Below are 14,265 nucleotides of genomic sequence, written 5' to 3' on the forward strand. Positions count from 1 at the left end.
ATGTCGTTCTGTCCGAAGTTTGGGCAAAAGGCGGAGACGGCGGCGTAGAGCTTGCGAAGAAAGTCGTCGAAGTGGCAGAGAGCGGCAAAGCGGCATATGCACCACTGTATGACCTTGAGCTGACTGCAGTTCAAAAGATCGAAAAGATCGCCAAGGAAATCTACGGGGCAGATGGTGTGGAGTTTACATCGAAAGCGCTTAAGGATATTAAGAAGTTTGAAGAAGACGGCGTAGGCCACCTCCCAATCTGTATGGCTAAAACCCAGTACTCTCTGACAGATGACCCTACGAAGCTTGGAAGACCAAGCGGCTTCAAGATCACGGTGCGCGAAGTTAAGGCGTCCGTTGGCGCGGGCTTCCTGGTAGCCCTTGCTGGGGAGATCATGAGAATGCCTGGTCTGCCTAAGGTGCCATCCGCGAACCACATCGACATCCTTGAAAGCGGAGAAATTGTCGGCTTATTCTAAATCCTGAGTGGGGACGGCGTCTTTAGAGACTGCCATTCCAAGCGAAACAACCCTATTGTTATCAACCGCTGCAGACTGGCTTCCCCTGGTTTGCGGCGGTTTTTTTATTTGGCGGATTTGAGTATTGGAAACTATGCAGAAGGCGGGGCAAAAAAGAACATGGAAGAAGTGGAAGATGGGGTTGATAGGCTTCAGCCGCTGACACCGATTTCCACTCAATATCGATTTCCACTCATCTTACAAATAATAATTTAAATTACATATATTGACATATAAAAGCGTTCGTGAGACAATGCTCGTAGATGTAAAAAATAACCAATTCTATGGAGGTCGGTTTCATGCACAAATCACTCATCGCACTCGCCGCTGCTGCGACATTGCTGCTCACCCAGAGTCCAACTCTGTCACTGGGGGCAGAGACTACAGGGGCACAGACCGTATCGCTGGAAGAAAGCGCTTCGGTGTCGGCCCCATGGGCGCCATCGGTATGGCCATCCACCCATTGGTCGCTGCCTTATGTCCGTGTCCTGGTGGAGGCTCAGATTTTATCCCTCTATGAAGTGGAAATGCTGAACCGCAGATTTGGACCGGATGGTTTAATCAGCAGCGCTTACTTTGAAACCTATGCCGCCAGAACCTTGAAAACGATACTTCCCGGAACAGTGCTCAGCTCCAATTCAATGACGAGGGAGCAGATGGCGGATACCTTGTATCGAATGATCACCTACAGCAGCTATGAAGCCATGCCAACACCGGAACAGCTGGATCAGGACCAGCTGATTTGGAAGGACGCGGAACTCTTCAGCGGATTTGGCTATCAAGCGTCCCTTGCCCTGAGGTGGACAGGCATTGCCTCCGGAATTGACGGGTATTATCATCCGCAGCGACTGGTCACCGCGGCAGAGGCGTTGACAACCCTGGCAAAGACAAAAGACAATCAGCTGAGGACGCCGCTTCAGCCTGCGCCGGAGGAACCTGTCGCGCAGACGACTGAATCTTGTCCCGCAGCGACGACCACAGAAATTACGACGTCCGGTGCCAATAAAACCTCTGCCGGCCTCTGAGGTGAGACGACAACTCCCGAGGTTCGGGAAGGCTCACAAAAGTCCCTCAAGGGCGGTAAAAAATAATGCAGTTATCGAAGCCGTTTGGCAACTTTACTGAGAAACTGAACACCCTGGCTGCGTGTGGGTCACCCCGCCGCCGGATCAAAGCGGTTCAGTCGAGACATCACCTCAAGGGAGCAGCCGCCATTTTAGGGCTGCTCTTTTTCATAATCTCCTGCCTGGGCGTCACTCCAAGTTTCGCTGCAGGCATCCAGGAGGCGCAGCTGCCCTATTCAATTCCCGGGAACGTCGACAGCGCTTATTATGAAGGCCATGAAGCTGCCTTCGAAAGCGTCGCGCCCAAACTCCCCCCTGGCACGCCTGCGTTGATCAATCTATCTTCAACCGGAGTGAGCGGCCGACTTAAACTGAATCCGGAGCTATATACAGACCTGGGACTCCTGGTTTACGGAAGCCCCTTTGACCTTCAGAAGAACGACTTCAAGGCCGTCGAGGGCGGCTATTACCGCCATGGCAATATCCCCGGGGAATATCGCTACCATGGCTACTCGGTGGACGGCAACGTCTTTAGCAATCAGCGCTTCCCCAATGATGCCGAAAGCGGCACACTCATGAGCTTCAAAAAATGGATTCACCTCCCCTGGCAGTCCCTGTCCGGCGTCTATGCCAGTGCGCTCAACAATGCAGCGCTTTCAGGTGATCCGGTGGTGCAAAGCTGGTTTGACCGGGCTTTGCCATTCCCGCTCCTGAACTCTTCAAACCCTGAGGCGCCCATGCGCGGCGGCAGTTATCTGCCCGAAGCGCATCTGGTGGTCCTGTCGACGCCAAGTGCGGGTATGCCCGGTGAAGGCCGCCTGTGGCACTATGTGGACGACCGCCGCTGGTATCAGACCGTCTCCCTGCCGGACTTCGTCCGGGACCGGCAGCAGACACCGCTGGCTCTCAAAGTGGAGATTCTGAATAAAGGGACCCACCGCTTTGGGCCACGGGAAACAGTGCCCGTCAAAGTCAGGCTGACAGCGACGCTCATGGATGCGGCAGCCATGTCAAACCTCACCGGCAAATCGCTCTATCAAACCCGAAATGAGATCCTGTCCTGGCGCTTCAGCGAATCAGCCGCAGGACCCAGAGGCCTGATGAATCCCCAAGTCTTTCAGACTTACAGCGGCATAGACTCAGCTCAAAACGCGACCTTGACTTCTGAGGCTACGCTCCAGGTGAGCAGGTCGGATCTCGACAGCCAAGGCAACTTTACTTTTACAGCTGAAACGGCCATCACGTACCTCGCTGGCTCGGAGTCCCCGGCTATTGCAGCGTCGGATACCTGTCAGATTGGCTCGGAAGCCTTGCCGCAGGCGGCCTTGCAGTCGGCTTTTTCTGTGGCGGACTTTCATGTGCCCTCAAGAGAAGACCTGGTTCAGGCGTCTGTGAGTTACGCCAATCAAAGCCGCGGACCCGTGGCGCGGTACCATTTCACTTTCAGAGCGCCGGAAACCGGACAAACCGACACCTTTCAACTGGATGCCATGTCAATGTCAGATCAGGTTGTTTCAGCCAGGCTGACGGACTTTGTAAAAAGTGTCATGCCGGAGGGGATCATTCTCAGGCAGATCCAAGTGACTCAACGCGTGGCGGATGCCGGCGGAGGAAATCACGAGTTCACGAAAACCTTCAATGCCGTCATAGGTGGTGAGTCCAAGGCTGTAGACCTTGAGCTCACCCTGCCTGACTGGTCCTTTGACATGCTGCCCTATGGGGCGGCGGATCACTCCAATCACAGCCAGACCGCTAATCTCACAGTTACGGTGGACGGTCAGGAGGTAGATAGTGGTCACTTCTTTTCCGGTCAGTTCAAATTTTCTGAGATCACTGGCCTCCTAGGAGCAGCCAACGACAACGTCAAAGTCATTGTGGAAGCCGTCACCGGCGACGGTGTGGTCAGCTTCGAAGAGCACTGGATTGAAGTTGTCAGCACCCAGCCCAAAGCCCAACTCAGCTTCTCCGGCCACCAAAAAGTCAACCGTAAGCTTTCACTAGTCAATGAATCTCCAGATGCTGAGGACCCCAGGCTGGCAGCGGCTTACCCCGCGACCTATACGTTCTCCTATAAAGCGGTGACGGGCTCGGATACGTCCAGAAGGCTCCTTGATGGATCGCTTAACGAGAAGCATTTGATGTACAAGAGTCCGGGACACCACCGGGTGACGCTGACTGCCGTCAACAGTCTGGGGCGTCAAGCCCCGCCGGCAGTCCTTGACTTGGTGATTGTCCAGGATCAGCGGCCTGCTGTCATATTCAATTTTTTGAAGGGCGTCGCAATCCGCGGAGAGCCCGTGGGGGCTCTTCTTGACGTGTCTTCCACAGACGGCGATCTGATCGGAGAACCCGTCATAAAAATCTATTATGACCCGGAAGCGGATGGCACCTATGAGGCATTTGTGGGCCAATATACAAAGGAGACCATTGGAGATTTCGCACCACAGGAGCTGGGTGCTTACAGGGCGATTCTTGAGGTGGCGGAAAGCTACGGACAGCCTACCCTTGAAAGTTTTATCACACCTTCCGACACCCGGAAAATAACTGTACTGAGGGAAGTGTTGTGCCAAAACCTCAGGCCGGTTCAAACCGTAGATCTCGAGACCCAGAGGACACCTGAAAAAGTCGATGTTCTGCTGATGCTGTCTCCTAAGCTGCCGGAAGCTGAGCGGGTTCAAGCGGGAAAAGACAGAATCCAGCAGGCCAATACCTTGAGACTGTCAGGGCTGGACGCGCTGGTCCACGTCTGGGACCTGGGTGAAATCACAGAGCGCATGCCGGCTTCAATCACTCAGCTCTTTGGCACCCAATATCCGCCGCTGACCCTCCAATATACGGAAGGGGGTTACAGCGGTGTGCTTCAACGCGTCAGTGTCCAGGACAATGGGCGCTATGTGGATTATGGAGACTACGACACGGTTGAAACGTGTGAAACAGAGCAGGTTCTGGTGGGGCGGTACTGCCCGGCCGCAGATCCTTTTATTTGTTATGTCAACGGCGGCTATGTCAACGTCTACGAGACCCAGGAAGTGTGTACCACCGAACAAGTCTGGGATTCGGATCTCCGCTGGCGATCCAGCTACTATGGGACCTATGAAGGTGAAATTTCAAGAACCATTGAGCAGACCTTTGACCCTGAGTGGCTGCGTCTGGGGGCCAGCCGCTATGTGGTCTATTCTGCCCTGCCAGGGGAAATCCTCCCGGAGCCTGAAGCCTTGACGCTAAAGAAAACTGCCGATGCTCAGTGGCTTATGGGCGGTGGTTCCGCTCAGCTTTCCACTGGTCTGGGCGCAGAGAGCCTTACTGCGGGCGGCCCTGCCCAGGCAATGACGGCAGCCATGGAACTGATCTCAGTGCGCCATGAAGTCAAACCTTACAAGCTGATGCTTCTAAACGAGTCGCTGACCTATCATACAGTTGAGGTGGAAACTGAAGGCGACGGCCTGGCTGGCGAGGTCTGGGGGTTGATCCAGGACGCGGCGTTTGACAATCCTTTGCCTGTCCAGTCCTTTGCAGTACTGGATGAATACGGCGCAAATCAAACCGTACAAGCTGCGCCACCCGGCCAGGAAACGCCATTCTACACCATGACACCGCCACAGACCATGAGTTCTGTCGGTCACTTTGTCGTGGGCAGAAAGCTGAAGGATGTGACGCCTAAGCCGGACTTCGACCTGGAGTCCAATATTGCCACCGTAGCGTTCACGGTGCACCGCAAACCTATTGCCAGTCTGACCCTCAAAGCCCGCTTTGACACCCTGCTGAACAAGTACCGCCTCTACTGGACGGATACCTCCTACGACCCGGACCACGCTGTAAGCGACCCGAACCGCGGCATTGTCAGGCATGATTTTCGGATCCGCGAAGCTGGCGGCAATTGGAGCTACGGGTGGCCGACAGCCCTTCCGAGGGGCACTTACGAAGCGGATTACGTCGTCTGGGATCTCGAAGGTCAGCTCAGCGACCCGGTACACTATCTCTTCACCGTGGACAACTCCGTCCCTGAAGTCCAGTTTGTCTCTGTCGTTCCCGACCCTGCCCTGACAGGACAGCGGCCGATGGTTACGGTACTCCCCAAAGATCACGAAGGCAGCGCCCTTTCGCTCAAAGTCACCGCTGCCCACAAAGAATCTCCACATACGTTCACGCAGCACTTCACTGGCTTGGTTTCTGGGAAGCCCTTCGAATTTCAGCTTAGCGAACCCCTCCAAAACGGAACCTATACCTTACGCGCCGAGGCAACGGATGATAGAGGCGCGTCAGAAGAGGCCCTAAGAACCCTCACCGTCAGGCCGCCTGTGATCCTCGGTGCTTCTCTGCTGGGTTCCTGGAACCACTGGCGTGGGCAGATCGACCGTCAGGGCAGGCCTGTGCCGCTGAATCCCAACCGGTTTTTATCCTACGAAATGATGAAGCTGGAGCTCGAAGCAGAGGGGGAGCCCATCAGTGTCACCTGCAGGATGTCTCCTGAGCTTGAAGCCATGGTTTATGAGGATCCCAATGGCCGTGTGTACCGCTATGAGGAAGCTTTTGGGGAAGAGGTGGCATTTCCGCTTGAACTCAGTGCGGCCGGGAATGGCTTCTGGCGGGCGGATTACAAACTGCCGCTGGCGCCGAGTACTTTGGGGTGGACTGACCATCGGCTGAAATCACCGTACTGGATTGAGTTTACGGTGACCTGGCCGGACCTTGTGCGGCAATACCGATTCGACAATATCGAGATCACAGGGAATGTTTATGATTTAATCTTCTGAGGACTACGCTGCTGCGGACTGGGGAAACTGCGGAATACTGCGGAATACTGCGGAATACTGCGGCAAAAAGAAAGGAAACCGGCCCGGTGGAAGTCAAATAACGGACTTCCTTCCGACGCCGATTTCCATGTAAATGTATTAGCTGTTGACTTCCGACTTGGACGGGTTCTCCGAAGCGGGCTCTGAATCGAGCCCAAGCCCAGGTTCAGTTTCAGGGCCATGACTGGATGCCGGAACCGAATTCGCTTTCAGAATTGGAAGCTTGACCTTGAAGGTCGTCCCTGTGCCGAGCTGGCTGCGGACGCTGATGGTGCCGCCGTGGGCTTCGACGATCTGCTTGCAGATGGCGAGCCCCAGCCCTGTACCACGGCTGGAATAGGTCCGCGACTTGTCCACTTTGTAAAAGTGTTCAAAGATCCGGCTGAGGTCTTCCTGGGGAATGCCTATGCCGTCATCTTCGACGAACCATTCGAAGAAGTCCGGTGTTCTGCGGGTGTAGATGTGAATGTAGGTATTCGTAAACTTCTCCGCGTTGCTGATCAAGTTGTCGAGCACCTGGTGCAGCCTTGGGGCGTCCGCTTCTATGGGAACGCTAGGGATAGGCCGGTCGACCCGGAGTTCGAGGCTGCGCTCCTGGAAGTCCATTTCCTTTTCGGTCAGCATGAAGTCGAACAACTCGCGGGAGTCCATGGGTGTCAGCTCAATGACGAACTCGTCCAGATTCATTTTGGTAAAGGTGAAGAGGTCGTCGATCAAGTGGTTGAGTTGAGCGCTTTTGGAGCGAATGATGTCGAGATATTGCTTTTGGGTTTCCGGGTCCTCCACAATGTCGTCGCCAAGCAGCTCGACATAACCCTGAATGGAGGTCAGCGGCGTCTTCAGGTCGTGGGAGACGCTGGCGATCAGCTGCTGCCTGGAGTGCTCGAATTCCACCTGCTTGGCGAGGGAGTCCTTGAGCCGAAGCCGCATGCGGTCAAACTCGTTGCAGAACTTGCCAATCTCGTCGTCTTTTTTGTATTTCATCTCGTATTCCAGATCTCCGGAGGCGATCATTTCAGCGGCGTGGTTGAGTTCCTTGAGAGGATTTAGAATGCCGTCCGACAGGATTTTGGACAGGATCAGGATCATGGTGACAACGGAGATGACGAAGATGGCCATAATGGCAAACGGCAGGTAGCTGAAGAACGTATAGGCGTCTTTGATGTCGATGTCCGGCAGGAACACCAGGCGCCCGTAGGTGATTCCGCCTTTGACGACGTTTCGCTCCATCATGCTCAGGCTGGCCGGATCGATGCTGACAGTGACGTTGCCTTCTGAATTCGTCTCAAAAAAGGACACCTTGTCGAAGGCGACGCCGATCAGCTTGCGCTCGCTGTCAAACTGGATGAGGTTCTCCTGGTCGACAAACAAAAGTCGCCTGAAGTAAGTCGTGTAGTAAGGCCTGAGCAGTCCGTCCATATAAGGATAATTGTCAATCCGGTCCAGGTTGCCGACAAACTCTTCTGTGACCCGGTCCATTGAAGAGGAGATGGACACAAATTTGTCCACAGCTGGGATGTTGAAAAAGTTGGTGGTCAGCACGAGGAACGACAGCACGACGATCATCAGAGGCACGACCAGCAGGGAAAGAAAAGAGAGAATAATTTTTGAACGGATGTTCAAAGTTTATTTTCCCCCTTTAAACTTGTACCCGATCCCCCAGACGGTCTCGATGTATTTCGGATTCGAAGGGTCTTCCTCGATTTTTTCCCGGATCTTGCGGACGTGAACCGTCACAGTGTTGATGTCGCCATATTCATTGAAGCCCCACACGTGATCGAAAATCTTCTCTCTGGCCAGCGCCTGATTGAGGTTGCTGGCGAGGTAATAGAGGATCTCGAACTCCTTGACGGAAAACGGGACGTACTCGCCGCGAACTTTAACGGTATAGGCGCTTGGATCGATCTCCAGCTCGCCAATAATCAGGGCGCTGGATGGCGTCTGCGTCGTTGACAGCTCCTTGTAGCGCCTCAGCTGGGACTGGACGCGGGCCAACAGCTCTCTCGGGCTGAAAGGCTTGGTGACATAGTCGTCCGCGCCGAGACCAAGACCCAGAATCTTATCCATGTCTTCCTTTCGCGCACTGAGCATCAGAATTGGCACAGGCGACTTTGTGCGAAGAGTTCTGCAGATTTCGAAGCCGTCTATTTTGGGCAGCATAATGTCGAGAATCACCAGATCCGGATTCTCTCTGTAAAAGGTGTTCAGCGCCTCTTCGCCGTCATAGGCGAGGATGACGTCATAATTTGATGCTTTCAGATAATCCCGAATCATCTGGGCGATTTCTTTTTCGTCTTCGACGACGAGAATTTTTTCGTTGGACATGAAGGTGACCCCCATAGTTTGGTATGAATGGGCGATAAAAGTGGTACGGCTATCGCCATCTCTCTCCATTAATATACTTTTTTAAGGTGGGCGAATCAAATTTTCGCCCTATATTTAATCCTTAATTAATGTTTTGCCGATGGTCACGCAATTCACAGCCTGCAATCCATATTTCATCTTTGTAAACATAATGTTAAGGTGAAACGATTCTCGTAAAAAGTATTGTGAATATTTATGAATTTTTTAACAAAGGTTTAACAGGGTTTAAATTTTATAAAATTTAAGATGCCTGGCCTAAAATTGTGTGAAAATTGTAACGATTTCGACTAAAAATATTGAAAGCGTTGGAAAAGCTGAATTCTTAAATTATTTGTTAAATAATCTTCAATTTCTATTATTTATTATTCACAAAACCAGAGGGTCAGTGATATAATGATTTTGTTCATTTATTCTATCAGAGTTCGAATTGTTGAAAGGAAGGTGCAATAATGGCGAAGGCATTGGCACAGATCCCAACTGTGAGTGTTAAAGATTTGCCAAAGGAATTGTTCGATCAACTTGACGGTTACATCCAGACACTCGAAGACAAAAAAGGCTCTTTGATTCACGTACTTCACCGGGCGCAGCATCTCTTCGGTTATCTGCCTAAGGAAGTCATGTTGTTCGTCGCAAGGCGGCTTGACATTCCAGCGGCCAACGTCTTTGGTGTCGTCAGCTTCTACTCGTTCTTCACGACGAACCCAGTAGGCGAACATGTCGTTTCAGTTTGCATGGGAACAGCATGCTTTGTTCGCGGCGCTGACAAAATCCTTCATGAGTTCAAAGCCAAGCTCGGCATCTCTACCGGCGAAACAACACCTGACATGCTCTTCACATTGAAAGACGTTCGTTGCGTTGGCGCATGCGGCCTTGCACCGATCGTTCTCGTCGGCGACAAGGTTTATGGCCGTGTCAAGCTTGACGAAGTCGATGGCATCATTAACGCTTATGTTGTTAAGAACTTCGGAAAGGAGCAATAAAATGGCGATTAAATCTCTTGAAGATCTCAAACGTATCCGCGAGGAGTCCCAGAAAAAAGTTAACCTTCGTGAAACCGGCGAATCCACTGACGACATCGTAGAGCTTATGGTTGGCATGGCGACTTGCGGCATTGCTGCAGGCGCACGTGAAACCCTCAGCGCGCTTTTGGATGAAACTGAAAAGCAAGGTCTCACCAACATTCGCATTGTTCAGGTTGGATGCCTTGGCTACTGCCATAGCGAACCAACCGTACAGGTTAACCTTCCCGGCCATGAACCAATAATCTTCGGCAAAGTGGACGACAAGCGCGCCAGAGAAATCGTCACGCGTTATGTTTTGCACAATGAAATGCTCGAAGACAGTGTCGTCATCAACACATTTGTGAAAGCATAAATCAAAGGAACAGCGAAGGAGGGTAATTTGTGGCTAAGATCAGAACTCATCTCATGGTCTGCGGCGGTACAGGGTGTATTTCATCCGGAGCGGACACGCTGATCACTGAGCTTGAAAACATCCTTGTCCAAAAGGGATATGATAAAGAAGTCAAGGTTGTCAAAACCGGCTGTTTCGGTTTCTGCGGCCAGGGTCCAATCGTCAAAGTCCATCCGGACAACGTTTTCTATGTTCAGGTTCAGGCGTCAGACGCGAAAGACATCATCGAAGAGCACGTCATAAAAGGACGTCACGTCGACCGCTTGCTCTACGTTGAGCCAATCGAGAATCTAAAAATGGACCTTCACAGAGACATGCCGTTCTATAAAAAGCAACTGCGTATAGCGCTCAGAAACTGCGGTATGATCGATCCTGAGAATATTAGCGAATACATAGCGTTCAGAGGGTATGAAGCCCTTGCAAATGTCCTTTCAATGCCCCGTGAAGATGCGGTGAAAGTCGTAAAAGACTCTGGTCTCCGTGGCCGGGGCGGCGGTGGTTTCTCCACAGGCATGAAGTGGGAGCTCACTATGAGATCACCTGGCGACCAGAAATATATCATCTGCAACGCGGACGAGGGCGACCCGGGAGCCTTCATGGACCGTTCCATCCTCGAGGGCGATCCGCACTCGGTGCTGGAGGCCATGGCTATTGGCGGCTACATCATTGGCGCGACAAAGGGCATCATCTATATCCGCGCTGAGTATCCGCTTGCAATCCATCGTTTGGAAGTTGCAATTGGCCAGGCAAGAGAGTTTGGCCTTCTCGGCAAAGATCTCTTTGGCAGCGGCTTTGACTTTGACATTGAGATCAAGCTCGGCGCTGGCGCATTCGTATGCGGCGAAGAGACTGCGCTCATCCACTCCGTCGAAGGCAAGCGCGGCGAGCCAACCAAGAAGCCTCCGTTCCCATCAGAGGCAGGCTATTTGAATAAGCCAACCTGTGTAAACAACGTTGAAACCTATGCGAACATTGCTCCAATCTTCCTGAACGGCGCCGAGTGGTTCTCAAGCATTGGCACTGAGAAGTCCAAAGGTACGAAGGTATTCGCACTCGCAGGCAAAGTCAACAACGTTGGCCTCGTAGAAGTTCCAATGGGCACAACCCTTCGTGAAATCATCTATGAGATTGGCGGCGGGATCCAAAACGGCAAAGCCTTCAAGGCAGTTCAGACAGGCGGTCCTTCCGGCGGTGTCATTACTACGGCTGACCTTGACACGCCAATCGACTATGACAGTCTCAAAGCCATCGGCTCCATGATGGGCTCCGGCGGTATGATCGTTATGGATGAAGATAACTGTATGGTCGATATTGCAAAATTCTACCTCGACTTTACGAAGGACGAGTCTTGCGGTAAGTGTACGCCATGTCGTGTCGGCACGAAGCGTATGCTGGAGATCCTCGAGAGAATCACTGAGGGTCATGGCACGGCTGAAGACCTCGACAATCTCCAGGCTCTTGCTTACATGATCAAGGATTCGGCGCTCTGCGGCCTCGGTCAGACAGCGCCAAATCCGGTTTTGAGCACCATGAAATACTTCCGCGAAGAATACGAGAACCACGTCTTCAACAAACGCTGCGCTACGGGTTCTTGTAAAGCGCTCGCGAAATACTCGATCATTGCTGATAAGTGTATTGGCTGTACGGCTTGCGCCCGCGTTTGTCCGGTCAACTGCATCAGCGGCAAGGTCAAAGAGGTTCATGTCATTGATCAGGAAAAGTGCATCAGCTGCGGCGCATGCTTCAATGCATGTAAGTTCAGCGCTGTCCTTAAGCCATAGTTTGGAGGTGGAATGTAGATGATTAAACTGACGATTAACGATACCCCAATCGCGGTGCCAAAAGGGACGACCATCCTGGAAGCTGCACGCACCCTGGGGATTCACATACCTACGCTCTGCCATATGGACCTTCATATGGATCAGTTCGGTGTTGTCAACCAGGCGTCCTCCTGCCGTGTGTGTACGGTAGAGGTACAAGGCCGTCCTGCGCTTGTCACTGCTTGTTCTGAGAAAGTTACAGACGGTATGCATGTTTCGACACATACGCCGCGCGCCATCACTGCTCGCCGTATGTCGGTGGAACTCCTGCTCTCCAACCACCCTAAAGATTGCCTTATGTGCCCTAAAAACCTGGAGTGCGATCTCCAGAAGCTTGCTGCGGACCTCGGCGTTCGCGACATTAAATGGGCTGGCGAGCGCATCGACTTTGAAAAGGACGAGTCTTCCGGCGCCATCGTGAAGGACCCTAACAAGTGCGTCATGTGCCGCCGCTGCGAAACTATGTGCAACGAGGTTCAGACCTGCGGTATTCTGTCTGCGGTCAACCGCGGCTTCAATACTTTTGTAGGGCCTGCTTTCAACCTCGACATGAAAGAAACTTCATGTACGTATTGCGGCCAGTGCGTCGCGGTGTGTCCGACAGCTGCGCTTACTGAAAACAACGATATCCATAAGGTCTGGCGCGAGATCAACAACCCTAACAAACATGTTATCGTTCAGGTTGCGCCTGCGATCCGTGTCGCTGTAGGTGAACTCTTCGACATGCCGGCGGGATCCATCTCGACAGGCAAACTTGCGACCTCCCTCAGACGCCTTGGATTTGATGCGGTGTATGATACGGACTTCGCAGCGGACCTCACAATTCTTGAGGAAGCCTCCGAACTCGTTCACCGTATTCAACACGGCGGCGTGCTTCCAATTCTCACGAGCTGCTGCCCGGCTTGGGTTCAGTTCTTTGAGCATCAATATCCTGATATGCTGGACATTCCTTCTACCTGTAAATCTCCACAGATCATGTTTGGCGCTCTTGCAAAGACTTACTACGCTGAGAAAAAAGGCATTGACCCTAAAGATATTGTTGTCGTATCTGTCATGCCTTGTATCGCGAAGAAAGCGGAAGCCAAACGTACAGAACTTTCCCACCATGAGCTCCAGAACGTCGACTATGTCCTCACAACCCGTGAGTACGGCCTCATGCTGAAAGAAGCGTGCATAGACTTCGCTAACCTTCCAGAAGGCGACTTCGATCATATGCTCGGTGAATCTACCGGCGCGTCAGTCATCTTTGGTACAACCGGCGGTGTAATTGAGGCTGCTGCACGTACAGCATATGAGTGGCTGACAGGCGAAACCCTTGAGCAAGTGGAGCTGACTCAGCTTCGCGGCCTTGACGGCATCCGTTCCGGCAAAGTTCAGATTGGTGACCTTGAGCTGAATATTGGTATCGCTCATGGCCTCGGCAATGCCAGAAAGCTTCTCGACAGCATTAAAGCAGGCGAGTGCAACTTCCAGGCAATCGAAATCATGGCTTGCCCAGGCGGCTGTATTGGCGGCGGCGGACAGCCGTATCACCATGGTGATATGGAAATCATCCGCAAGCGTCAGATCGCGATCTACCAGGAAGACCGCAACAAGACCAAGCGTAAATCCCATGAGAACCAGGAAGTCCTTGATCTCTATGAGAAGTACCTTGGCAAGCCTTATGGCGAAAAAGCGCACGAGTTGCTCCATACGCACTACGTGGCAAAAGAGAAAATCTAATTTTGCAGCCTGAGGGCTGTGTTATAGTGACCGTGCTTCGAGAGATCGAAGCACGGTTTTTTCTTTGTATTAAGATATTAAGGTGAGGAATATTGAATTGTATAGAATTGTGTGAAGCTCTGGTACCAATGTGAATTTGGGGACGCGGACAAAAACAAAATTTATCCGCGTCCCCGAGTTCGTTTTTGTCCGCGTCCCCAACAAAAAGTGAAAGTCAACTTGGCGGATCGTGAATAAGCTGCTCTCAATTTATGCAATTTTCATCCAATTTGAAGTCGAAATTGTAAATTTTTCGTGTTTTTGAATTGCGTGTGTCTGTTTTACAGGATGAAACGCTTTGCTTTCACCGCAATAGAGCGGAATGACCATATTTTATAATCTTGCACATCGATTTTACCTGAGATTTGAACGTGAAATTAGGCTATCATGATTGAATCGTTGGATTTTGCAAGTCTTCTGGCTTTTTATAATCAGAGGACTATAATAGAGGTTATAGTATTTCTCAGGATCCCCAAGGGAAGTTCTCAGGTATTCGAATACCTGGCTTTGGGCGTCTTGAGAAATAAAGTTGAATCTGGAAAGG

At 52.0% G+C, this 14,265-nt stretch carries 9 protein-coding genes; 7 read left to right on the forward strand and 2 right to left on the reverse strand.

What is annotated here, in order from left to right:
• The 3 genes from OEL90_RS11245 to OEL90_RS11255 form a co-directional block, all read left to right on the forward strand.
• Positions 1-467 (forward strand): formate--tetrahydrofolate ligase (locus OEL90_RS11245; RefSeq protein WP_300688631.1); only part of this gene is annotated, 467 nt, incomplete at its 5' end.
• Positions 468-805: 338 nt separating this feature from the next.
• Positions 806-1,531, forward strand: a complete 726-nt coding sequence (locus OEL90_RS11250) for a hypothetical protein (protein WP_300688633.1) — start codon at positions 806-808, stop codon at positions 1,529-1,531.
• Positions 1,532-1,596: 65 nt separating this feature from the next.
• Complete coding sequence (locus OEL90_RS11255; protein WP_300688635.1) at positions 1,597-6,324, forward strand: Athe_2463 domain-containing protein; 4,728 nt, start codon at positions 1,597-1,599, stop codon at positions 6,322-6,324.
• A gap of 138 nt (positions 6,325-6,462) precedes the next feature.
• Here OEL90_RS11255 and OEL90_RS11260 read toward each other — a convergent pair whose 3' ends face one another.
• Positions 6,463-7,986: a sensor histidine kinase gene (locus OEL90_RS11260; RefSeq protein WP_291402332.1), complete on the reverse strand. Its 1,524-nt coding sequence runs from the start codon at positions 7,984-7,986 to the stop codon at positions 6,463-6,465.
• A 3-nt stretch (positions 7,987-7,989) separates the two neighbouring features.
• Positions 7,990-8,688: a response regulator transcription factor gene (locus tag OEL90_RS11265; RefSeq protein WP_291402331.1), complete on the reverse strand. Its 699-nt coding sequence runs from the start codon at positions 8,686-8,688 to the stop codon at positions 7,990-7,992.
• A gap of 488 nt (positions 8,689-9,176) precedes the next feature.
• Here OEL90_RS11265 and OEL90_RS11270 point away from each other — a divergent pair, with 488 nt between their 5' ends.
• The 4 genes from OEL90_RS11270 to OEL90_RS11285 are packed head-to-tail and all read left to right on the forward strand — an operon-like array spanning position 9,177 to position 13,682.
• Complete coding sequence (locus OEL90_RS11270) at positions 9,177-9,707, forward strand: complex I 24 kDa subunit family protein (protein ID WP_291402329.1); 531 nt, start codon at positions 9,177-9,179, stop codon at positions 9,705-9,707.
• Between the two features lies 1 nt (position 9,708).
• On the forward strand, positions 9,709-10,101 hold the full coding sequence (locus tag OEL90_RS11275; protein WP_291402327.1) for a (2Fe-2S) ferredoxin domain-containing protein: 393 nt from the start codon (positions 9,709-9,711) through the stop codon (positions 10,099-10,101).
• A 53-nt stretch (positions 10,102-10,154) separates the two neighbouring features.
• Complete coding sequence (locus OEL90_RS11280; RefSeq protein WP_291402340.1) at positions 10,155-11,921, forward strand: NADH-ubiquinone oxidoreductase-F iron-sulfur binding region domain-containing protein; 1,767 nt, start codon at positions 10,155-10,157, stop codon at positions 11,919-11,921.
• An 18-nt stretch (positions 11,922-11,939) separates the two neighbouring features.
• On the forward strand, positions 11,940-13,682 hold the full coding sequence (locus OEL90_RS11285) for an NADH-dependent [FeFe] hydrogenase, group A6 (protein WP_291402325.1): 1,743 nt from the start codon (positions 11,940-11,942) through the stop codon (positions 13,680-13,682).
• Positions 13,683-14,265 lie beyond the last annotated feature (583 nt).

The sequence above is a fragment of the Acidaminobacter sp. genome (assembly GCF_030247605.1).
GTDB lineage: Bacteria > Bacillota > Clostridia > Peptostreptococcales > Acidaminobacteraceae > Acidaminobacter.

Bases quoted from the DNA above. Each gene is read 5' to 3' on its own strand.
- OEL90_RS11280 (WP_291402340.1), top strand. From the start codon at position 10,155: ATGGTCTGCGGCGGTACAGGGTGTATTTCATCCGGAGCGGACACGCTG.
- OEL90_RS11250 (WP_300688633.1), top strand. From the start codon at position 806: ATGCACAAATCACTCATCGCACTCGCCGCTGCTGCGACATTGCTGCTC.
- OEL90_RS11265 (WP_291402331.1), bottom strand. From the start codon at position 8,688: ATGTCCAACGAAAAAATTCTCGTCGTCGAAGACGAAAAAGAAATCGCC.
- OEL90_RS11275 (WP_291402327.1), top strand. From the start codon at position 9,709: ATGGCGATTAAATCTCTTGAAGATCTCAAACGTATCCGCGAGGAGTCC.
- OEL90_RS11255 (WP_300688635.1), top strand. From the start codon at position 1,597: ATGCAGTTATCGAAGCCGTTTGGCAACTTTACTGAGAAACTGAACACC.
- OEL90_RS11270 (WP_291402329.1), top strand. From the start codon at position 9,177: ATGGCGAAGGCATTGGCACAGATCCCAACTGTGAGTGTTAAAGATTTG.
- OEL90_RS11285 (WP_291402325.1), top strand. From the start codon at position 11,940: ATGATTAAACTGACGATTAACGATACCCCAATCGCGGTGCCAAAAGGG.